This is a genomic window from Arthrobacter sp. AQ5-05, from assembly GCF_003287975.1.
GTDB lineage: Bacteria > Actinomycetota > Actinomycetes > Actinomycetales > Micrococcaceae > Paeniglutamicibacter.
Map to the genome: position 1 here is coordinate 148,925 of NZ_QMKQ01000006.1, position 19,310 is coordinate 168,234.

The following is a 19,310-nucleotide window of genomic DNA, read 5'->3' on the forward strand; positions in this document are numbered from 1 at the left end:
AACCCTTGGGGCTCCGGCGCCCGGGTGAGCGGGGCCACTGCCGCCCCACGGGGCCTGTTCCACGGCGGTAAGCTAGGCAGATCATGACTTCGCAACTTTCCGCCGCCTTGGGGACCCCGGTCCCGGGCACCGTCCCGCAACTGCGTTCGATCACCGTCCAGCGACCGGCCATGAGCGAGCACGGCCTGCTCGACTACATCACCCGCGACGATTCCCTGGTGTGGTCCCGGCACGGCGAGGGAACCATTGGCTTTGGCCAGGTCGCGAGGTTCGAATCCACGGGCCCGGAGCGCTTTGCCCTGGCACACCAATGGTGGGATGCGGTCTCGGACGCGGCACTGGTACGGGACCCGCTGGATTTCCCGGGCACCGGTCTGATCGCCTTCGGGACGTTCGCCTTCTCATTTTCCAGCACCTATGCCTCGCGCTTGATCGTGCCGAGGATCGTGGTGGGCCGCAACGAGTCCTGCAGCTGGATCACCTACACGGTGGCTGACCCCGAGGCGGACTTGAGCGCTGAGGCGGCCGAGGCGGAGCTGGCTGCCCTGCTGGAGGACTACTCCCCCGAGCACGAGCTGGGCGAGGGCCTCGACCGGTTGGTGGCCGGGCAAATCTCGGAGCTTGAATACGAGGACTCGGTGCGCAAGGGGGTCGCGGTCATCGAATCCGGTGCCGCGACCAAGCTGGTGCTCGCCCGCGACGCGGTGGCCGAGCTCGGCTCCCCGATCGCCGTGGCCCAGGTCCTGCGCCAGCTGGCGCTGCGCTACGACGACTGCTGGACCTACTCGGTGGACGGGCTCATCGGCGCTACCCCGGAAATGCTGGTGCGCGTGCGCGGGGACATTGCCGAGGCCAGGGTCCTGGCCGGCACCCTTGACCGAGCCACAGCGCCGAGCGGGGATTCCCGCTACGCCCACCGCATGCTGATCGAGGACGAGAAGCAGCGCCACGAGCACCAGTTGGCCATCGACTCGCTCACCGAGCAGCTCGGCCCGCTGGCCTCGGGCATGGACGCCCCTGACGAACCCTTTGTGTTGCAGCTGCCCAACGTCTGGCACCTGGCTTCGGACGTCAAGGCGTCCCTCGCGGCCAGGGCCGATGGTTCGGTGCCGAGCGTGCTTGATTTGGCCGAGGTCTTCCACCCGACGGCCGCCGTGTGCGGGACTCCCACCAAGGAGGCGGGCCGGATCCTGCGCGAGCTCGAGGGCATGGATCGCGGGCCGTACGCCGGACCCGTGGGATGGATCGACACCCGCGGAAACGGCGAGTTCGGCATTGCCCTGCGTGGTGGAGTGATCGAATCCCCCACCTCGGTTAGGCTCTACGCCGGGTGCGGCATCGTTGCCGCTTCCGATCCGGCGGCCGAGCTTGCCGAGTCCTGGGCCAAGATGCGCCCCATGCGTGAGGCGCTGGGCATCTAGGTATTTGGGCAAGCCCTCGTCATACAACGATTTCACAACGGGCCTTGTTTACCCAGAGAAAATGAATGTAGCCTGTGAGGCATATCTCAAAAGGGCTGCGCTGCCGGTTAGAATGATCTTCAACGCAAAACCTGCGAGCGGTTACCTAGAGAAGGATCACACTCCATGCGGATTACATCAACCGTGCTCAAGTCATTGGCAGTAGCGGCCGTGGGGGCCCTGGCCTTGACTGCCTGCGGCAGCAACGATACCCCGGCGGCATCGTCGACCGACGCCAATGCGCTCAAGCTCATCAATGCCGGCAAGCTCACCGTTTGCTCCGACATCCCGTACGAGCCGTTCGAATTCGTCAAGGACGGCAAGAACGTCGGCTTCGACATGGACATTGCCGCCGAGATCGCCAAGGACCTGAGCGTCGAGCTCAACGTGATCGATTCGAGCTTCGACTCCATTGAGTCGGGCCTGTTCAGGACGCAGTGCGATATCGCAATTTCCTCGGTCTCCATCACCGATGCCCGCAAGGGAAACATGGATTTCTCCACTCCCTACATGGACGACGACCTGACCCTGGTGGCCAAGGAAGGTTCGGGCGTCACCGACCTCGAATCGGCCAAGGGCAAGAAGGTCGGCGTACAGCAGGCAACCACGGGTGCGAAGTTTGCCAAGGAAAACGGCCTCGACGCCATTGGCTACGAGGACTCGGGCTTGCAGATCGCTTCATTGAAGGCCGGGACGACTGTTGCAACCCTGGGAAACCAGTCGGTCTTGGGCTACGCCATCAAGGATGATCCGACACTCAAGCGCGTTGCCGATTTCAAGACCGGCGAACAACTGGGTGTCGCTGTCCCGAAGGGTGCCACCGCAATGCTTGACCAGGTCAATACGACGCTTAAGCGCCTGACCGATGACGGTTCACTGGCCAAGTTCACGGCGACCTGGTTTGGCTCCACCAACTAGCATCAACCAAGTTTGACGCAAGCATTCAGGCGAGGCCCTGGCTCCCGATCGGAACCGGGGCCTCGCCAACTTTCACGGAAGGCTTCAATCCCATGGCCATGACAACCCGTCAACGCGCCCGATTAAGCAAAATCATCCAGATCGTCATCTTTGTCGGCGTCATCGTGGCGGTGGTGCTCCAAGTCGACTGGAAGATCCTCGGCGACAATTTCTTCGCCTTCGACAAGCTGGGTCCGATCTTCCCCGACCTGATTACGGTCGGCCTGAAGAACACCCTGTACTACACGGTCATCTCATTTGCCTTTGGGTTGGCCTTGGGCCTGCTCCTGGCGCTCATGAAGATGGCCAGCTTCGCCCCCTATCGTTGGTTCGCCACCGGTTTCATCGAGTTCTTCCGCGGTGTACCGGCAATCCTGGTCCTCATCGCCTTGGGCTTCGGCGTGCCCACCGCGTTCCCGGGCAACAACTGGCCTCAGCCCGTGGTGGTCATGGTTGCCCTCGGTCTCGTGTCCTCCGCATACATTGCCGAGACCCTGCGCGCGGGCCTGCAAGCCGTTCCCAAGGGCCAGATCGAAGCTGCAAGGTCACTGGGCATGCCTGCATGGCGCGCCATGGTCACCATCGTGATTCCCCAGGCGTTCAAGATCGTTCTTCCCCCGATGACCAACGAAGTCATCTTGCTGACCAAGGATTCGTCGCTGGCGTTCATCTTGGGAGCAAGCATGGCGCAGTACGAAATGACCAAGATCGGTCGCGACGGAATCACGTCCCTCGGCGCGGGCATCACCCCGTTGATCGTGGCCGGTGCGTTCTACCTCGTCATCACCATTCCTTTGAGCCTGATCGCTCGAAAGTTTGAATCCCGTTCTGCACGGACGAAGCGATAGGGAATTTCCTCATGACTGACAAAAACACCCAAACCACGTTCAAGGCTTCAGGCGTGGATATCCGGGGACTGCACAAGTCCTATGGCGACAATGAGGTCCTCAAGGGCATTGACCTGGAGGTCAAACCCGGCGAGGTCGTCTGCCTGATTGGCCCCTCGGGCTCGGGGAAATCCACTTTGTTGCGCTGCGTCAATCTCCTGGAACAGCCAAATGCCGGAGTGATCCATGTGGGCGGCTTCGAAGCCACCGACCTGGACGTGGATTTGGACAAGATGCGCCAGAAGGTCGGCATGGTCTTCCAGCAGTTCAACCTGTTCCCGCACCTGACCGTCATGCAAAACTGCACCGTCGCCCAGACCAAGGTCCTGAAGCGACCGGCAGCGCAGGCCCAGGAAACGGCCCAGAAGAACCTCACCCGTGTAGGTCTTGGAGAATTCGGCGACCGCTACCCAGACCAGCTCTCCGGCGGCCAGCAGCAGCGTGTGGCCATCGCCCGGGCACTGTCGATGGATCCAACCCTGATGCTCTTTGACGAGCCGACATCCGCTTTGGACCCGGAGACCGTGGGCGAGGTGCTGGCCATCATGCGCTCGCTGGCCAAGGGCGGCATGACGATGCTGGTGGTGACCCACGAAATGTCCTTCGCCAAGGAGGTCGCAGACCGGGTGATCTTCATGGACGGCGGCGTCGTCGTCGAGCAGGGCCCCGCCAAGGAGGTCATCGGCAACCCGCAGCAGCCGCGTACCCAGGACTTCCTCAAGCGCGTGCTCGATCCCACCCACGTGGAAATCGCAGAGTAGGTCCCGCACAGCACAAATCCCGAGGGGGCGGCTGGCATCCACACGGATGCCAGCCGCCCCCTCGGTCCTTAACCACCTCGCCAGCGGGGCACCCCCGGCCTTCACTGCTTCATTTTCCGTGGACACCGGGTGCGGCGTACGGTCCCGACTTCCGCCCCCACGCAAAAGAAAGGTGGTCGGCATTCCGCTTTCAAGGAATGCCGACCACCTTTCGCCCGTCCCGGCCCCGGGTCCCGCGACAGTGCCCGGACCATGGTTCAGTTGACTATTTCAGCGCTCCGGCGGTGAGTCCTGCCTTCCAGAAGCGCTGAAGGAACAGGAAGAGCAGCAGCAGCGGAATGATCGATACCAGCGCCCCAATGACCACCAGCGACATCGGGACCTTGCCGTTGGAGGCGAACCAGGAGACCAGGCCGACGGTGACCGGTTGCAGCGAGGAGTCGTTGATGACCATCGCCGGCAGCAGGTAGTTGTTCCAGATTTCCACGAAGTTGAACAGGAAGATTGTCACCAGCACCGGGGTCATCATGCGCAGGCCTATCCGGAAGTAGATCCCCACCTCGCCCACCCCGTCGATCCGGGCGGCCTCGATGATCTCGTCGGGCACCGATTGGGCCGCGAAGACGCGGGAGAGGTAAACGCCGAAGGGACTGACGATGCTGGGCAGGATCACCGCCAGCGGGTTGTTGATCAGCCCGACCTCGGAGAACATCAGGTACAGCGGCAGGGTGAACAGGATCTTGGGGATCAAGACCGCGGCCAGCACCACCCCGAAGACGACTTCGCGGCCGCGGAAGCGGTACTTGGCCAGGGCGTAGCCGGCCATCGAGGCAAGCAGCGTGCCCACGATGGCACCCACACCGGCGTAGAAGATGGAATTGAGGATCCAGCGCATGAAGATGCCGTCGCGGGAGGTCAGCAGCTCGCCGACGTTGCTGCCCAGGTGCATCCCGTTGAACCAGAAACCGGGGGCCGAGAACTGCTCCCCCATGGGCTTGGAGGCCGCGACCAGCAGCCACCAGATCGGCACCAGGAAGTAGAGCGCGAAACAGCCCAGCACGATGGTGACCACCAGGCGGCCGGCCAGCGAGGTCTCGCGGTTGTTGCGTGGCCCCGAGCCCCGTGCAGCGCCAAAGTTCCGGCCGAGGCGGGCACGGGTTGCCGGCGGCGGTGCCATATTCGTTTTGGGGTCGGCCGGGGACAGGGAATCGTCGGCGGTCAGTTGGCTGCTCATGCGTCCGAGCCTCGGTTCGTGATCTTGAAGAAGGTGATGGACAAGATGCCAACCAGCACTGCGAGGATCACCGAGGTGGCTGCGGCATAGGGGTAGTTCTGTGCAGCGGTGGCTGCCTGTGCGGCCATGAGCGGGGTGAAGGCCGAGTCGATGGAGCCGCCCGAGACGCTTTGCAGCACCTTGGGCTCGTTGTAGAGCTGGGCCGTGCCGATGATGGAGAACACCGCGGTCAGGATGAGTGCCGGGCGGACCATGGGGATCTTGATGTTCCAGGCGATGTTCCAGGCCGAGGCGCCGTCGATCTTGGCCGCCTCGAGGATTTCCCCGGGAATCGACTGGAGCGCGGCGTAGATGATGATCATGTTGTAGCCGGTCCAGCCCCAGGTCACGATGTTGGCGACCGACCACAGGACCATGTCCTCGCCAAGGAACGGGATCTCGATGCCCAGCGGTGCCAGCAGGGCGTTGATCGGGCTGGAGGTTCCCGAGTAGAGGAAGGACCACATGAGTGCCGCGATGACGCCGGGAACCGCGTAGGGCAGGAAGCTGGTGAGCCGGAAGAATCCCTTGGCCCGCGCCGAGCGTGAATCGATCAGCAGGGCGAGCCCGGTGGCGAGGGCGAGCATGATGGGCACCTGGACGACGCCAAAGAGCAGCACCCGGCCGAGGGACTCGATGAACACCGGGTCGGTGAACGCCTTGAGGTAATTGGTGAACGGGTCAAAAACCAGCGTCGGCGCCGTGAGCCCAAGTCCGTCGCGCTTGAGCACAAACAGGCTGCGGTAGACCGCGAAGCACAGCGGCGCCAGGTACATGCCCAGGAAGATCACCGCAAAGGGGGCAAGCAACAAGGCGGCGGTGCGCGCCTGGCGGCCGTTGCCCCTTGGCTTGGGAATCGTTGCTCGGGTTGGGGTGACCACGCTCATGGTGCTGCTGCCTTCCGGTGTTTGGTGCAAGGGTTGAAACCCGTGGCGGCCCGGCCGGGCCGCCACGGGACTCGGGTTAGTCAGCGACGTTGATGCCCTGGCTCTTCATGTTCTCCACGGTAGCGGTGTTGGCCTCGACCAATGCGTCGACCAACTTGCCGTTGCCTGCCCAGCCCTTGTTCAAGCCGTCGTCAAGCTTCGTGGTGGTCAGCGGCATGTTCGGTCCCCACGTCCAGTCGCTGTTGACCCTCAGTGCTTCTTCCTTGAACACGTCGAAGATCTTCTGTCCCGAGAAGTACTTGTCTTCCTTGGCCAGCTGCGGCAGATCCAGCAGTGCCTTGGCCGCCGGGTAGAGGGCAGCCTTCTCGATCAGGTTGCCGTAGCTGTCGGCATCGGTGGACAGGAAGTTGGCGAACTTCCAGGCTGCCTCGGGGGTTTCACACCCCTTGAGCACCGCGGTGGCCGAGCCACCGACGTTGCCCACCGAGGGGTTGGCGGCATCCCACTGCGGCATCGGGGCCACGGCCCACTTGCCGGCGCCGTCCGCCGCGTCGCCCTTGATGACCCCTGCCTGCCACACCGCGCCGACCAGGGTGGCGATCGATCCGTCGCCCAATCCCTTGAACCATGCCGGATCGTACATCGGCGCCTTGGAGATGGTGCCGGCGTCGACCAGCGACTGCCAGTATTCGGCGACCTTCTTGTTCTCGTCCGAATCGACGGAAACCTTCCAGCTGTCGCCCTCGATGCCGAACCACGGGGCACCTGCCTGCCAGGACATGCCGGCATAGTCGTAGTTCGCGTACGGGGAACTGATCTTGATCTTGGGGTCGGCTGCCTTCAGCTTCTCGGCCGCGGCCTTGTACTCGTCCCACGTCGACGGAACCTCGATGTTGTGCTTTTCGAAGAGTTCCTTGTTGTAGTACATGGCCATGGGGCCGGTGTCCACGGGGGCGCCGAACACCTTGTCACCGACCTTGACGCTGTTCCATGCGAATTCCACGTATTCGCCCTGGTTGGCATTGGCGTACTGCGAAACGTCTTCCAGCGCACCCTGCGCGGCGAAGCTGGTGAGGGTTTCGTATCCGACCTGCCCCAGGCAAGCGGCGTTGCCGGCCTGCACGGCGTTGAGCATTTTCTCGTAGCCGCCGCGCGAACCGGGCTGGATCTCCTCGTACTTCACCACTACATCGGATTGGGAAGCGTTGAAGGCCTTCACGGAATCCGCATAACCCGGAGCCCACCCCCAGAAGGTCAGCTCCGCCGGAGCTGCCGCTTCGCTGCTTGAGGGCGCGGGAGCCTGCGACTCCACCGGGGCCCCGCTTGCGCCGCCGCACGCGGTCAAGGCCAGGGTTGCTGCGAGGGCACCGGCTGTGGCTATCCCCCAACGCTTCAAACTCTTCATGTTTCCTCCACTTGCTACCACCGGCTGTCCGGTACGGCTGTCAAAGACTGGGTCTTCGGGGTTTCGCCCCGATACCTGAAGCAGCCCGGGATCTCCCAGGGGTGAACTCCTGTGAGCCGCGCAACATCAAGCGTGAAAACCAGAATGCCATAGGTTGTTATCGATAACAAGCGATCCGTGAACTTTCCTTGGGCTTTCGCATTCCATGGCCAAGAATGGTTGGCATCACATAGAGTCACTTGACGTGTAACATTCGTTTCCAACGCCTGACACATGACGCACTCCAACAGAAACGAGGGACTCGATGGCCCAGAAACCGTCCCGCGCACCATCCATGCGCGATGTTGCCCAGCTAGCAGGGGTTTCGGCACAAACCGTTTCTCGCGTCCTGAGCGACCACCCGAATGTGCAGCCGGATACCCGCCAGGCGGTCAGGGAGGCCGCCCGGTCCCTGGGCTACCGCAGGAATGCCACGGCCCGCGCACTGGTCACCGGACGCAGCAACATGATCGGCGTGATCACGCTTTCAACCAGCTCCTACTCGCGCATGACCTTGATTGTCGGCATTGAACGCGAAGCTGCCGCACGCGGGTATTCGGTCACCTTCGTTTCCATCACCGACCTGTCGGCCAGGTCCTTGGAAGAGGGGCTGAGCAGGCTTGTTGCCCAGGGCGTGGACGGAATCATCACCGCAATCCCGCTCCAGGGTTCCTCCGCCGAAGTCGAAAGCCTGTTGAACGAGGTCCCCTCGGTGGCCATTGATTCCCCCCTCCCCGCAGGCCAACAGGTCGCGGCCTTTGACCAGGTCCATGCCGCCAGGCTTGCCGTCGAACACCTCATCGAGCGCGGCCACACCAACATCTGGCATGTCGCCGGACCACAGGACTGGGTCGAGTCCGATGCACGGATCACCGGCTGGAGAGACGCCCTTGAATCCGCGGGCCTGCAGGTTCCCCCGGAAATCTATGGAGACTGGAGCGCCGCATCCGGATACCGGGCGGGGCTGATCCTGGGGCGGATGCCGGATGTCACCGCCGTCTTCGTGGCCAGCGACGAAATGGCCTTCGGGCTCATCAAGGCGGTGACGGAGCTGGGGCGCGCGGTGCCCGAGGACATTTCCGTGGTCGGAATCGACGACATCGAACTGGCGCCATACTGCACTCCCCCGTTGACAACCGTCCGCCAGCCACTGGAAGAAATCGGCCGGCACGCGGTGCAACAGCTGGACTCCGAACTCGGCGAGCATGCGCAGGGCGGTTCCCGGAACCAAACCAGGCTCATCACCCCCGAGCTCATCGTCCGTTCCAGCACCTCGACCCGCTAGACACCCGGGGCAACGAAGGCCTCGCCATTGCAATTTTCTTTGTTATCGATAACAATCAAATGACACAACGGCGGGGCCACGACTGGTTCTCCTTAGTGCGACGTAACGCCAGTGCCTTCACTTCGTGGCTGGGCACCAGCTTCGAGCCAGAACCGAGGAACAAGAACGTGATCATCAGCGGAGCCCTTCACTACTTTCGGACGCACCCCGAGCAGTGGCGCAGCAGATTGCATTGGCTCAGGCTCATGGGGTTGGACACGGTTGAAACATATGTGCCGTGGAACCTTCACGAGCCGCGTCAAGGCCAGTTCAATTTCAGCGGCGGCGCCGACCTCGAACGCTTTGTGAAGCTTGCAGCGGAGGAAGGGCTCAAGGTCATCCTGCGCCCCGGACCGTACATTTGCGCCGAGTGGGACAACGGCGGTCTGCCCTCATGGCTGACCGCCCAACCAGGGATCCGCGTCCGGACCCGGGACACCCGCTACGTTGCTGCCGTGGAAGCCTTCTTCGACGAGTTGTTGCCGCGCATGGTGCCGCTGCTGGAAACCCATGGCGGCCCCATCTCCATGGTGCAGGTGGAGAACGAATACGGCTCCTTCGGATCCGATGCCCGTTACCTGGAACTGGTCCACAAGGCGCTAGTCCAGCGCGGCATCGATGTCCCGCTGTTCACCTCCGACGGCCCGGAGGACCACATGCTCACCGGCGGCATGGTTCCGGGAATCACCGCAACGGCAAACTTCGGCTCCGGCGCCGGCGGTGCCTTCGCCAACTTCCGCCGCCACCGCCCCAACGACCCGCTCTTTTGCATGGAATTCTGGAACGGCTGGTTCGACCACTGGGGCGAGGAACACCACGTCCGCCGGCCCCAAGACGCCGCCGAGGCACTCGACGAAATGCTCACCATGGGTTCATCGGTGAACTTCTACATGGCGCACGGTGGAACCAACTTCGGCACCGGGGCCGGGGCGAACTACGTTCCTCCGCACGCAGTGTCCGGCGGCACCTACCAGCCCACCATCACCTCCTACGATTACGATGCTCCGCTGGACGAACGCGGAGCGCCCACGCCGAAGTTCCACGCCTACCGGGAGGTCATTGCGAAGCATCGGCGGGTGCCGGAACTCGAGGAATTCAACGAGCCGCTGTTACCCCACACCCAGCTTGTCCCGGAGGCCGCACCCGTGGGGCTGCGCGCCTACATGGACCTCTTGGCCAGCCACGGGAACCCAACCATCGAGTCAGGCCACCCCTTGAGCTTCGAGGAGCTGGGAATTTCCCATGGCGTGGTCCGCTATGCCACCACCATCCCCGGCCCGAGACGCGCCTACCCCTTGAGCATCGACGGGCTCAACGACCGCGCCCACCTGGCCGTCGGAGGACACGTCGTCCACGTCTTTGAACGCAACGACCAGCAATCCCACGACCTGCCCGTTCCTCCCGAGGGACTGGCCATCGAGCTCTACGTCGAATCCATGGGCCGGGTCAATTACGGACGGCTGGTCGGGGAGCGCAAGGGCATCCTGGGCGCGGTGCTGCACGAACGCCAGGAGCTTCACGGCTGGTCGATGACCGCCCTGGAGCTCCCCCAGGCCCCCGCTGACGAGCTGCTTTTCCAAGCACCCGCGGCTTCCCCGGGCGAAGCGGCATTCCATGCCTTCGGATTTGTTGCGGCTGGACCGGCGGATGGCTTCATCGACCTCTCCGGCTGGGGCAAGGGCTATGTCTGGGTCAACGGTTTCTGCCTGGGCAGGTTCTGGGACGCGGGCCCCCAGGCCAGGCTATATCTCCCGGCCCCCGTGGTCCGCTCCGGAGACAACCGGGTGCTCATCCTGGAACTGGACGGACGCTCCGCGGACGCGCCGGCCATCTTCCCCGCCCCGGATCTTGGTGCCGGTTCCGCACCGTTGGCACCGCAATAGGACGGCCGATCCCCCGCGAACGGCAGCGGGCCCGAATAGGAGATGCGCCAAATTTCATCCCAAGGGAGGGCCCGCCCCTTTCCTGCGGCTTCGGCCTAGTGGATTTGTGGCCAGGCCAGTTCGCTGGCTCGTGCGGCGATCCCCGCATGCAGGGCACGCAGCCCCGATCGCGGAACGGCCACTTCGATGATGCGGCGGGTCCCGGGGCGCTGCAGCACGTCCCGCAAATCGTCCACGGTGTCCACTGCCAGGTATTCCCAGCCATAGGCCTCAGCCAGCGGCTGGATTTTCACCCGGTGCGGTGTGGCAAAGAGCCGCTCGACGGCGTTGGCGTAGCGCCCGGATTCGGCCACGGCACCGTGTTCCAGGGTGGAGAAAATGGCACCGCCTGAATCGTTGAGGACCACGACGTCCATCTCGGGCTCGGATTCCCCCGCACCGATCAGCAGCGCACCCACGTCATGCAGGAATGTCACGTCGCCGACCAGAAGCGTGGTCTTGCGCCCGCCGCGCGCCTGGGCGATGCCCGTGGCGGTAGCCAGGGTTCCGTCGATCCCGGCCAGTCCCCGGTTCGCGTAGACCGTTGCGGCGGGACGAGGTGCCGGGCGTCCGCAGAGGTCGGCGTCGCGGATGACGTTGGAGGATCCAAGGACCAGGTTCCCGCGCGACAGTGCCCAGATTTCGCGTGCGACCGCCGGTCCGTTCAGGTCGCCGCCCGCCGCCAGGGCCTGCTCGATGGCTTCCCCGGCCTGCCGCCCCAGCGCCTGCCACTGCCCCAGCCAGCCTTCGGGCCCGACTCCTGCGAACTGTGCCAATGCGGCGGGATCGGCGATGGCTTGCTCGCGCCGGCGTCCCGGTTCAAACCACGGGGCGGGGGCCGGGGCCCACAGCGCCGAAACGATGTCCGGGTTGCCCAGAAGCAGGCCCACGGGCCTGGTCAGGGTGGGACGGCCGAAGAGGACCACTCGCTCGATCCTTGCCATGTGCCCGGCCAGCAGCGTCCGGTACGGGCCAATGGCGTTGGGCCCGAATCGGGCGTTGGAACTCGGCTCGGCAAAGAGCGGCAGGCCCAGCGTCCGGGCGAAGTCCTCGGCCTCGGAGCCGGCACCGTGGCCGGCCACCACCACGGTTCGGCGTTCGGTCACAGGAATGTGGTTCCGCCATCCCGGGTCGTTGTCGGATGCGAGCGCGACGGGCGGGTGGGCGACGTTGGCACCGAATTCCGGCAACCTGTCCCCGGGTGCCGGAACCAGCGGGTCGCGGAATGCCACGTTGACCTGCACCGGGCCCGGCGCCACCGCGGCGGTGCCCCGCGCGAAGGCCAGGGCCTCTCCCACCAGGGCATCGGGGTGCCTTCCTGCGGGAATGGTGACGCTGCCGCGCACATGTGCACCGAACAGGTCGATCTGGTTGGTGGTCTGGTTCGCCCCGGTCCCGTGGAGTTCCGCGGGTCGGTCGGCCGAGAGGACCAACAGCTTGGCTCCGACGTGGTTGGCCTCCATGACTGCCGGCAGCAACTCCCCCACAGCGGTGCCCGAGGTGGTCAGCACCGGGACCGGCCGGCCGCCGGCCAGGGTCAGCCCCAGCGCGGTGAACCCGGCAACGCGTTCGTCGATGCGCACATGCAGGCGGATGGTCCCTGCGGCTTCCGCCTCGGCCAGGGCGTAGGCCAGCGGGGCGCTGCGTGATCCAGGGCAGATCACCACGTCGCGGACCCCGTGGGTCTGCAGTGCGGCAAGCAACAGGCGGGCAACTTCCATGGAAGAAAGTTCGGGAACGGAATCGGAGGGCATGACTACCATCCTAATTCCGTCCCCGACCAGAACTTCTTTCCGTCTATCCAGAGATGGCGATGTAGCGGGTGACCATGCTGGTCTCGAAATGCCCCCGCGTTTCCGGGTCGTCGTCGGCCACGAACTCTTCCATGTAGTTCGTCAGGCGCCCGGTCTCCGGGTTGAACATCAGCATGGTTCGGTACGTTCCGCCGCCTTCGGGTGTTTCCACGCCAAAGACGACGGCTTCCCGGTCCCATCGATCGGTGGTGGTCCCGATGACCTTCAGCCCGTGGAGTTTGGCCAGAGCTCCCAACAGCGATGCGGATTCCGCCTGATCGAGCCTTCTGTCCATCATGACAAAGCCCATGACCTGCAAGAATCCCTGGGGGCCGTCGTTGACCATGGCACTGTCCGGCCGCAATTTGTCGTGGATGCCCGAATAGAAGTCCTCGGCGGTGCGACCCGGTTCAATGTCGAACATGGCCTTGCGCTCGCCGGGAGCGAACTCGTAGTTGATCACGGTGCCGGGCTTGTCCATCAGGTTCTTGCGGTTGTACTTGACGGATTCGCCGGTCAGCGAAAAAGGCTCTCCGACGGTTTGCCGGATCGTACTGCTGCCATCCGGGTTCACACGATGTTCGTTGAATGTCGGGATCGACAAGCGGTCATCGTAGATTCCGCCGTCACCGTAGGCACCTCCCTCCCAGTGCCCGATGACGATCCGGCTCGGATCAAAGCCGGCCGGATCAGGATGGGATTCCGCTGCCTTGATAAGTTGCCCCAAGGCTTCCTTGGTGCCCACGGTGCTTGGTGTCATCTTTTCCAAGGGCATGGGTGATGCGGTCGCCTTGGTGGCGCCATCCAAAGCGGATCCCAGAGGCACCGCCACGAGCACTCCGGCGGCGACGGCAGCCAGGGCTCCCAGCACCCACCTGCGCATGGTCTTGCGTTTGGCATCCAGCGCCACGACGTTGCAGGACACTGGTTCCTCGGCCGCCCCTGCGGCGGGCTCCGAAGAAGTGTCCGTTGGAGCCTTCGTGGCGGGTGGTGCGGCCAAGATGGAGGCCAGGTCGTCCAGGGCGCGCTGATCCAGCTCCGGGACCTGTTCGACGGGGAACGGGTTGGCATTCCGGATGCCTGCGTCGAGCGTGCTGTCGTCCTCGAAAAGTTGCTTAGGCATGGTGGACCCCGCTTCGTAGGATGTTCTTGAGTGACTTTCGTGCGCGGCTGACCCGCGCCCAGGCCGCTTCCCGGGAGCACCCCAGGACGTTGGCCAGTTGCTGGGCGCTGAGCTCCTCCCAATAGGTCAGGTACAGGATCTCGCGTTCGGCATCCCGCATGCCCAGCATGGCCTCGCGCAGCTGGAGGGAGTGTTCGCCCCCGGCACCGCGTTCGGGGCAGTGCTGCAGCTTGACCTCGAGTGCGGCAACCCGGAGCTGGCGCCGGTACTCGTTCCCAATGAGGTTCTTGCAGGTCTGGTACAGGAAGGCCAGACCCAGGTGCTCGGCCTGCTCGAACTTGGACCAGGCCACCCTGAAGGTCTCGCTGGCCAGGTCGCGTGCCGTCTCGTGGTTGTTGATCCGGCGTTGGGCAAACGCCAGCACCAGCCAATAATGCTGACGGTAGAAATTGCTGAACCGCTCTTCGGGTGCGCTTGGGGGTGTGCTTTCGCCCTCCAGCAACCTTGCATCCGGTTGCATGGGCCTCCCTCGATCTCGTTGGTAAGTCTTATACCCTATCTATTTCCGCCATCGGGGCGTTCCTGACATGGGGAAACCGAAAACCTTCCGGGCACGCAAAAGTGCCCTTGGGGGCAACGAGTCGTCTCGTTGCCCCCAAGGGCACTTGATGGTGCATCGACGCCGCATGCATGCGGCAAAGCGCGGCTACTTCTTGGGACCGTTGCCCTTGGCCGAGGTGAAGACCTGGACCACCGAGGGGCGGGGGCCGTAGACCTCGCCGCGCTTGGCCTTCGAGGGGTTCAGCACGTAGTCCGGGAAGAACGAGATCGGGTCGGCGAAGGTGCCGCCCTCGCCGGGGTGCTGCACGGCCACGAACACCGAGCCGTCGCGGTCGTGGATCAGCGGTCCGCAGGTCTCGGCGCCGGCCGGGACGGCCAGGAACTGCTCGACCTTCCCGCGGTCTTTCCCGGTCAGGGTGACCTTGTGCAGGGCGTCGCAGTAGCCGATCGTGCCGGGCTGGCCGTCGGTGGAGATCCAGAGGTTGCCCTTGGAGTCGAACGCCAGGTTGTCGGGGCAGGAGATCGGCGAGACCTTTTCCTTGGGGTACCCGGAGAAGTAGGTGCTCGCGTCCTTGGACGGGTCCCCGGCGACCAGCAGGATGTTCCAGGAGAACTCGGTGGCCGTCGCTTCGTTGTTGCGTTCGGTCAGTTCGATGACGTGGCCGTCGCGGTTCTTGGTGCGTGGGTTGGCCTCGTCCGCGGTTGCCTTGCCGGTGGTGTTGCGCTGGGTGTTGTTGGTCAGCGCAATGTAGAGCTTGCCGGTGACAGGGCTCGGCTCGACGTCCTCGGGGCGGTCCATCTTGGTGGCCCCGACCTTGTCGCCGGCCAGGCGCGTGTAGACGAGTACTTCTTCCAGGCTCATGCCCGGGACCTTGGAGGCCCCGTCCTTGGCCAGCGGAATCCAGCTGCCGGTGCCGTCGAAGGAACCGTCGGCGGGAACTGCGGCCGACCCGTCGATCTGGGAGGCCGGGGAGTTCCCGGAGAACTTGGCAACGTAGAGGTCGCCCTCCGAGAGCAGGCCCATGTTGTGCTTCCGGTCCCCGCGGCGGTACTTGGCCTTGGAGACGAACTTGTAGACGTAGTCGAAGCGCTCGTCGTCGCCGGAGTAGGCCACGGCGCGGCCGTCGTCGGCGATGCGCACGTTGGCGCCCTCGTGCTTGAAACGCCCCAGCGCGGTGTGCTTCACCGGGGTCGAGTCCGGGTTCTGCGGGTCGATCTCCACGATCCAGCCGAAGCGGTTGATCTCGTTCTCGTAGCCGGGATTGGCCGCGGAGAAGCGCGGGTCCACGTCCTCCCAGCCGCGTTCGGTTGGCGTGTCGGCGATGCCGTAGCGGGCGTCGGTGGCCGACCCGGTGCCGCGGAAGTACTGGTTGAAGTTTTCCTCCCCGGAGAGCACGGTGCCCCACGGGGTGGTGCCGCCGGCACAGTTGTTCAAGGTGCCCAGCGCCTTGCGGCCGGTGGGGTCCGCGACGGTCTTGAGCAGCGTGGAACCGGCGGCCGGGCCGTCGATGGCAAAGGCCGTGGTGGCGGTGATGCGGCGGTTGCGCTCGCCCCCGCGGACGTAGGACCAGGGCGTCCCGGCCTTGACGCGCTTGACCTCGACCACGGAGAACCCGTGGGCGGCCATGGCGATCTTCGCGGCTTCGGCCTTGTTAGCCTCGAACCATGCCGGGTCGAACATCAAATCTTCGTTGGTGTATTCGTGGTTGGCCACCAGCACGCCGGAGCGACCGGAGTACTTGTCCACGATGATGTTCAGGTAGTCGTTGTTGTAGCCGAACTGGCCGGCCTGGCGCTTGGCGCTCTGCTTGGTGATGTCGAACTTCGGGGCGTGGTTGAACAGCGGGTCGCCCCAGCGGATGATCGGTGCCCAGTCGTAGCCCTCGGGAACGGTTATGGCATCAACGGTGCGCGGCACCGGGGCAATGGCATTGAAGGACAACTTCCCGCCACCCTGGGGGGCCACAAGGGTGTCGGCCTGGGCGGCCGGAGCAGCCAGGGTGTCCACGCCGATGACCAGGGCGGCCGAGGCCACGGCCCCGAGGCCCAGGATGGAGCGGCGGCTCAGGGCGGCGTCGGCAATGTCGCGGAAGTAGCTGTTGGAGCTGGTGTTGCAGACGTCCTTGGCACACGCGTTGCCGCACTTGAAGTGGCAGGTGGCCGCGTCTCGGTTGCCGCGGGTGTGGCCGAGCATGGGAAGGAAGGTACGTGTGGGGCTCATGGTTTTCTCCGTGCAACGCTATCGAGTGGATGACTTCGATTCCCAGCGTTCCAGCCACCGGTGAGCGTCCGGCCGCCACGAGGTTAACGGCGGGCAACCGGAGGGTGTCGGTTTCCGGGCATAGGGGCCACTTTGTGGCCCGGGTCACGGAACCGGAGGAGATCCGGTTTTTTGCGACGGGCAAGGCCCATGCGCCGGCTGCATATCAGCGGTTGGCCGCCAGCAATTCCCGGTGGCAGTCGGCCAGGCGCTGGTGCCACCAGGTGCGGCGTTCGGCGGGGACCGCGTGCTTGGCCAGCAGGTCGGGGTCGGCGGCGATATCCCGCAAGCGCAGTTCCCCGCCCACGGCCAGGAACCTGTCGGTGGTGATGTCGGAGGAGAAGAGCGATCCGGTGGCCAGTCCGCAGGCGTAGGGCAGCTCCGGCAGCGCGGCGGCCAGGGCTGCTCCCTGGCGCAGGCCGATGGAGGTGTCCAGGGCGGAGGAAACCACCGCCGGCAACCCGGCGTCGCGCACCACCTGCAGTGCCCGGCGGACCCCGCCCAGCGGCTGGGCCTTGATCACGATCAGGTCAGCCGCCCCGGCGCGGGCCACCGCCAGCGGGTCCGATTCCTTGCGCACCGATTCGTCGGCGGCGACCAGCACCCCGAGTCCGCGACGTGCGACTTCCTCGCGCACCCGCGCCAGGCCGTCGATGCCTGCCACGGGCTGTTCGGCGTATTGCAGCCCGAAGCCGGCCAGCGCCTCCAGTGCCGCCATCGCCTCGTCGTGGCCCCATCCGGCGTTGGCATCGATGCGGATCGCGGCAGCGGGAAACAGGCGGCGGACCTCGGCCACCCGGGCCACGTCCTGGGCGAGGTCCTGGCCGGTTTCGGCGACCTTGACCTTGATGGTGTGCGCCGCGTCGTAGGAGCCCAGCACCGCTTCGACCCGCTCCGGGCCCACTGCCGGCAGCGTGGCGTTGACCGGAATGGATTGGCGCACCGGCTCCGGATAGCCGTCCCAGGCCGCCTCGATGGCCGAGCGCAGCCAGGCGGAGGCCTCGGCCGGGCCGTATTCCAGGAAGGGGGAAAACTCGCCCCAGCCTGCCGGGCCCTGAAGGAGCAGCGCCTCGCGGTGCCGCACCCCGCGGAATTGCACGGTCATGGGCAGGGAAACCACATGTGAGGCGTTGATTAGCTCGTCAAGGTCCGGCATCTGGTTCATGGGTTCCAGCCTATCTTCCCTTACACGGTCAGCTCCGGTAGGCGGCGTCGAGCGCTTCCTGCCAGGCCGCGGTGTTGGTCTGGGCTTCGGCGCCGGCGGCGAAGTCGTGGACGGTCACCCCGACGGGGCCGCCGAAGGCGTTGCGGCCAAAGATCCGCACCAGCGCGTCGGAGGTGCGCAGCCCCACGAAGTTCTCGTTGCGGAAGTCCACGGTGGCGCGGGTGGTTCCGCGCCCGGGCAGCTGCAGCTCGCATTCGGTGCCGGCCGCGGCGTCCTCCAGGCCCAGGGTCGAAAGCCAGGTACCCAGTGCATCCGGGGCCTTGGAGGCCTCGGGTCCCTGGATGTCGCTGAAGACCACCGGGAGCCCATCGAAGTGGCGCAGGTACTCGCCCAGGGTATGCAGGTAGAAGACGGTATGCCTGGAGGCCCCGTCGTATTGGTTGTCCCAGTCCTCGACGAAGATCCCGGAGTGGACATAGCGCACCGCGGTGCCGTTCTCCCCCGGGGTCAGCACGTGCTCGAGCTGGTTGAACCAGCCGTCGGGCCCGTCCATCCGGGTGACCAGGTGCGTGGGGTACTCGTCCACCGTGCGCACCGAGGGCCACTGGTCCGTGGGGAACATCCACGCAGCGGTGCCGTTGGTGACAGCTTCCCAGATGCGTTCCGGGGTGCTGTCCATCACCAGCACTTCGACGATCTCGAACTCCTTGCTCATGGCGTGCCTTCCTTCAAGGTTGGGTGCAGGGCCACGACCAGGCGGTGGGCCCGGCCGGTGGTTGAGTTGGTGTTGACGTGGTATTTGGTGGCGAGCCGGGCTACTGCGAGGCCGAGTTCGGCACTGAATTCCGCCCGTTCGCGGGCGGAGGCGAAGACGATGTCCGCGTCGATGGCGAAGGTTCCGAAGCCCTTGCGGGCCCTGCGTGCGCCGATCAGAAGGGCGCCGACCTCACGGATGGTCCGTGCGGCCAGAGCCAGCAGCCAGGTTGCGGAGAATTCGTTGCGCAGGTCCTCGGGTGCCGGTGTGAGGGAGGCAAGGCTTTCCGGCGAGATCACGTAGGACGCCGCGGTCGCCTGCAGGAGCCGTTCGGTCATGATGCCCTTGTGGCGCAGTTCCACCTGCGCCAGCAGTCCGAGCTCGGCCATTTGGTTCAAGTGGTAGGTGATTTTCTGGCGCGGGATCTCCAGCCTGGCCGCCAGCATGCTTGCGCAGGCCGGTTCGCCCAGCCCGGCCAGCAGCCGCCGGCGCATCGGGTCCAGCGTTGCGGCCGCGGCCCGCGGGTCTTCGATCACTTCGAGGTCCAACGTGCCTCCAAGAATTTCAACGACAAATTAATTTGTCAAGAGACCGGCGCGGAACGGAAGTACGCTAGGGCGTGTCTCCTAATCGCGTTTGGTCTCATTTGGCAGAATTAACGGGTGAAATCCCGTTACTCAGTGCTCTCCGATGACCAGTGGGAACTGATCGCCCCGCTGATGCCCGATTCCACGGGCAA

Annotated in this window: 16 protein-coding genes; 6 read left to right on the forward strand and 10 right to left on the reverse strand. The window is 64.9% G+C overall.

Translation table 11 applies throughout. From position 1 onward, the window contains the following. Positions 1-83 precede the first annotated feature (83 nt). The 4 genes from DQ353_RS08430 to DQ353_RS08445 all read left to right on the forward strand — a co-directional run bounded on the left by DQ353_RS08430 (position 84) and on the right by DQ353_RS08445 (position 4,065). Positions 84-1,421, forward strand: a complete 1,338-nt coding sequence (locus DQ353_RS08430) for an isochorismate synthase (protein WP_113762310.1) — start codon at positions 84-86, stop codon at positions 1,419-1,421. Positions 1,422-1,586: 165 nt separating this feature from the next. After that, on the forward strand, positions 1,587-2,378 hold the full coding sequence (locus DQ353_RS08435) for an ABC transporter substrate-binding protein (RefSeq protein ID WP_113762311.1): 792 nt from the start codon (positions 1,587-1,589) through the stop codon (positions 2,376-2,378). 92 nt (positions 2,379-2,470) lie between these two features. Continuing rightward, positions 2,471-3,265 carry an amino acid ABC transporter permease gene (locus DQ353_RS08440; protein ID WP_113762312.1) on the forward strand — a complete coding sequence of 265 codons (795 nt, stop codon included), beginning with the start codon at positions 2,471-2,473 and terminating at the stop codon, positions 3,263-3,265. Between the two features lie 11 nt (positions 3,266-3,276). Next, a complete protein-coding gene (locus DQ353_RS08445) occupies positions 3,277-4,065 on the forward strand; it encodes an amino acid ABC transporter ATP-binding protein (protein ID WP_113762313.1) in 789 nt (262 codons plus the stop codon). Positions 4,066-4,330: 265 nt separating this feature from the next. Here the strand turns inward: DQ353_RS08445 and DQ353_RS08450 are convergent, their stop codons facing one another. The 3 genes from DQ353_RS08450 to DQ353_RS08460 form a co-directional block, all read right to left on the reverse strand. Further along, the gene (locus DQ353_RS08450) at positions 4,331-5,299 is read right to left on the reverse strand and encodes a carbohydrate ABC transporter permease (RefSeq protein ID WP_286166686.1); all 969 of its coding nucleotides are present in this window, start codon (positions 5,297-5,299) and stop codon (positions 4,331-4,333) included. Further along, a complete protein-coding gene (locus tag DQ353_RS08455; RefSeq protein ID WP_113762314.1) occupies positions 5,296-6,225 on the reverse strand; it encodes a carbohydrate ABC transporter permease in 930 nt (309 codons plus the stop codon). The genes DQ353_RS08450 and DQ353_RS08455 overlap by 4 nt, the downstream gene beginning before the upstream one ends. A gap of 76 nt (positions 6,226-6,301) precedes the next feature. Continuing rightward, on the reverse strand, positions 6,302-7,630 hold the full coding sequence (locus tag DQ353_RS08460; RefSeq protein WP_113762315.1) for an ABC transporter substrate-binding protein: 1,329 nt from the start codon (positions 7,628-7,630) through the stop codon (positions 6,302-6,304). A 304-nt stretch (positions 7,631-7,934) separates the two neighbouring features. Between DQ353_RS08460 and DQ353_RS08465 the strand changes: the two genes are divergently transcribed. Further along, positions 7,935-8,954: a LacI family DNA-binding transcriptional regulator gene (locus DQ353_RS08465; protein WP_113762316.1), complete on the forward strand. Its 1,020-nt coding sequence runs from the start codon at positions 7,935-7,937 to the stop codon at positions 8,952-8,954. Positions 8,955-9,013: 59 nt separating this feature from the next. Continuing rightward, positions 9,014-10,876, forward strand: a complete 1,863-nt coding sequence (locus DQ353_RS08470) for a glycoside hydrolase family 35 protein (RefSeq protein WP_113762317.1) — start codon at positions 9,014-9,016, stop codon at positions 10,874-10,876. A 95-nt stretch (positions 10,877-10,971) separates the two neighbouring features. On the opposite strand, the gene menD is transcribed toward DQ353_RS08470, so the two are convergent. From menD to DQ353_RS08505, 7 genes are all read right to left on the reverse strand, one after another. Next, positions 10,972-12,669, reverse strand: a complete 1,698-nt coding sequence (menD, locus tag DQ353_RS08475; RefSeq protein ID WP_113762318.1) for a 2-succinyl-5-enolpyruvyl-6-hydroxy-3-cyclohexene-1-carboxylic-acid synthase — start codon at positions 12,667-12,669, stop codon at positions 10,972-10,974. Between the two features lie 43 nt (positions 12,670-12,712). Continuing rightward, positions 12,713-13,831, reverse strand: coding sequence for a hypothetical protein (locus tag DQ353_RS08480; RefSeq protein ID WP_113762319.1), 1,119 nt, complete (start codon positions 13,829-13,831; stop codon positions 12,713-12,715). Then, positions 13,824-14,351, reverse strand: a complete 528-nt coding sequence (locus tag DQ353_RS08485) for an RNA polymerase sigma factor (RefSeq protein WP_113762320.1) — start codon at positions 14,349-14,351, stop codon at positions 13,824-13,826. Before DQ353_RS08485 ends, DQ353_RS08480 begins: the two co-directional genes overlap by 8 nt. Before the next feature lie 186 nt (positions 14,352-14,537). After that, entirely contained in the window at positions 14,538-16,613 is a 2,076-nt protein-coding gene (locus DQ353_RS08490) for a PhoX family protein (RefSeq protein ID WP_113762321.1), read from the reverse strand. A gap of 205 nt (positions 16,614-16,818) precedes the next feature. Then, on the reverse strand, positions 16,819-17,817 hold the full coding sequence (locus tag DQ353_RS08495) for an o-succinylbenzoate synthase (protein WP_113762322.1): 999 nt from the start codon (positions 17,815-17,817) through the stop codon (positions 16,819-16,821). A gap of 28 nt (positions 17,818-17,845) precedes the next feature. Beyond that, positions 17,846-18,532, reverse strand: a complete 687-nt coding sequence (locus DQ353_RS08500) for an SRPBCC domain-containing protein (protein WP_113762323.1) — start codon at positions 18,530-18,532, stop codon at positions 17,846-17,848. After that, positions 18,529-19,119 carry a winged helix-turn-helix domain-containing protein gene (locus tag DQ353_RS08505; protein ID WP_286166687.1) on the reverse strand — a complete coding sequence of 197 codons (591 nt, stop codon included), beginning with the start codon at positions 19,117-19,119 and terminating at the stop codon, positions 18,529-18,531. The genes DQ353_RS08500 and DQ353_RS08505 overlap by 4 nt, the downstream gene beginning before the upstream one ends. Positions 19,120-19,310 lie beyond the last annotated feature (191 nt).

Excerpts from the sequence above, each read along its gene's own strand:
- DQ353_RS08430 (WP_113762310.1), top strand. The coding sequence starts at position 84 with ATGACTTCGCAACTTTCCGCCGCCTTGGGGACCCCGGTCCCGGGCACC.
- DQ353_RS08435 (WP_113762311.1), top strand. The coding sequence starts at position 1,587 with ATGCGGATTACATCAACCGTGCTCAAGTCATTGGCAGTAGCGGCCGTG.
- DQ353_RS08440 (WP_113762312.1), top strand. The coding sequence starts at position 2,471 with ATGGCCATGACAACCCGTCAACGCGCCCGATTAAGCAAAATCATCCAG.
- DQ353_RS08445 (WP_113762313.1), top strand. The coding sequence starts at position 3,277 with ATGACTGACAAAAACACCCAAACCACGTTCAAGGCTTCAGGCGTGGAT.
- DQ353_RS08450 (WP_286166686.1), bottom strand. The coding sequence starts at position 5,299 with ATGAGCAGCCAACTGACCGCCGACGATTCCCTGTCCCCGGCCGACCCC.
- DQ353_RS08455 (WP_113762314.1), bottom strand. The coding sequence starts at position 6,225 with ATGAGCGTGGTCACCCCAACCCGAGCAACGATTCCCAAGCCAAGGGGC.
- DQ353_RS08460 (WP_113762315.1), bottom strand. The coding sequence starts at position 7,630 with ATGAAGAGTTTGAAGCGTTGGGGGATAGCCACAGCCGGTGCCCTCGCA.
- DQ353_RS08465 (WP_113762316.1), top strand. The coding sequence starts at position 7,935 with ATGGCCCAGAAACCGTCCCGCGCACCATCCATGCGCGATGTTGCCCAG.
- DQ353_RS08470 (WP_113762317.1), top strand. The coding sequence starts at position 9,014 with ATGACACAACGGCGGGGCCACGACTGGTTCTCCTTAGTGCGACGTAAC.
- menD (WP_113762318.1), bottom strand. The coding sequence starts at position 12,669 with ATGCCCTCCGATTCCGTTCCCGAACTTTCTTCCATGGAAGTTGCCCGC.
- DQ353_RS08480 (WP_113762319.1), bottom strand. The coding sequence starts at position 13,831 with ATGCCTAAGCAACTTTTCGAGGACGACAGCACGCTCGACGCAGGCATC.
- DQ353_RS08485 (WP_113762320.1), bottom strand. The coding sequence starts at position 14,351 with ATGCAACCGGATGCAAGGTTGCTGGAGGGCGAAAGCACACCCCCAAGC.
- DQ353_RS08490 (WP_113762321.1), bottom strand. The coding sequence starts at position 16,613 with ATGAGCCCCACACGTACCTTCCTTCCCATGCTCGGCCACACCCGCGGC.
- DQ353_RS08495 (WP_113762322.1), bottom strand. The coding sequence starts at position 17,817 with ATGAACCAGATGCCGGACCTTGACGAGCTAATCAACGCCTCACATGTG.
- DQ353_RS08500 (WP_113762323.1), bottom strand. The coding sequence starts at position 18,532 with ATGAGCAAGGAGTTCGAGATCGTCGAAGTGCTGGTGATGGACAGCACC.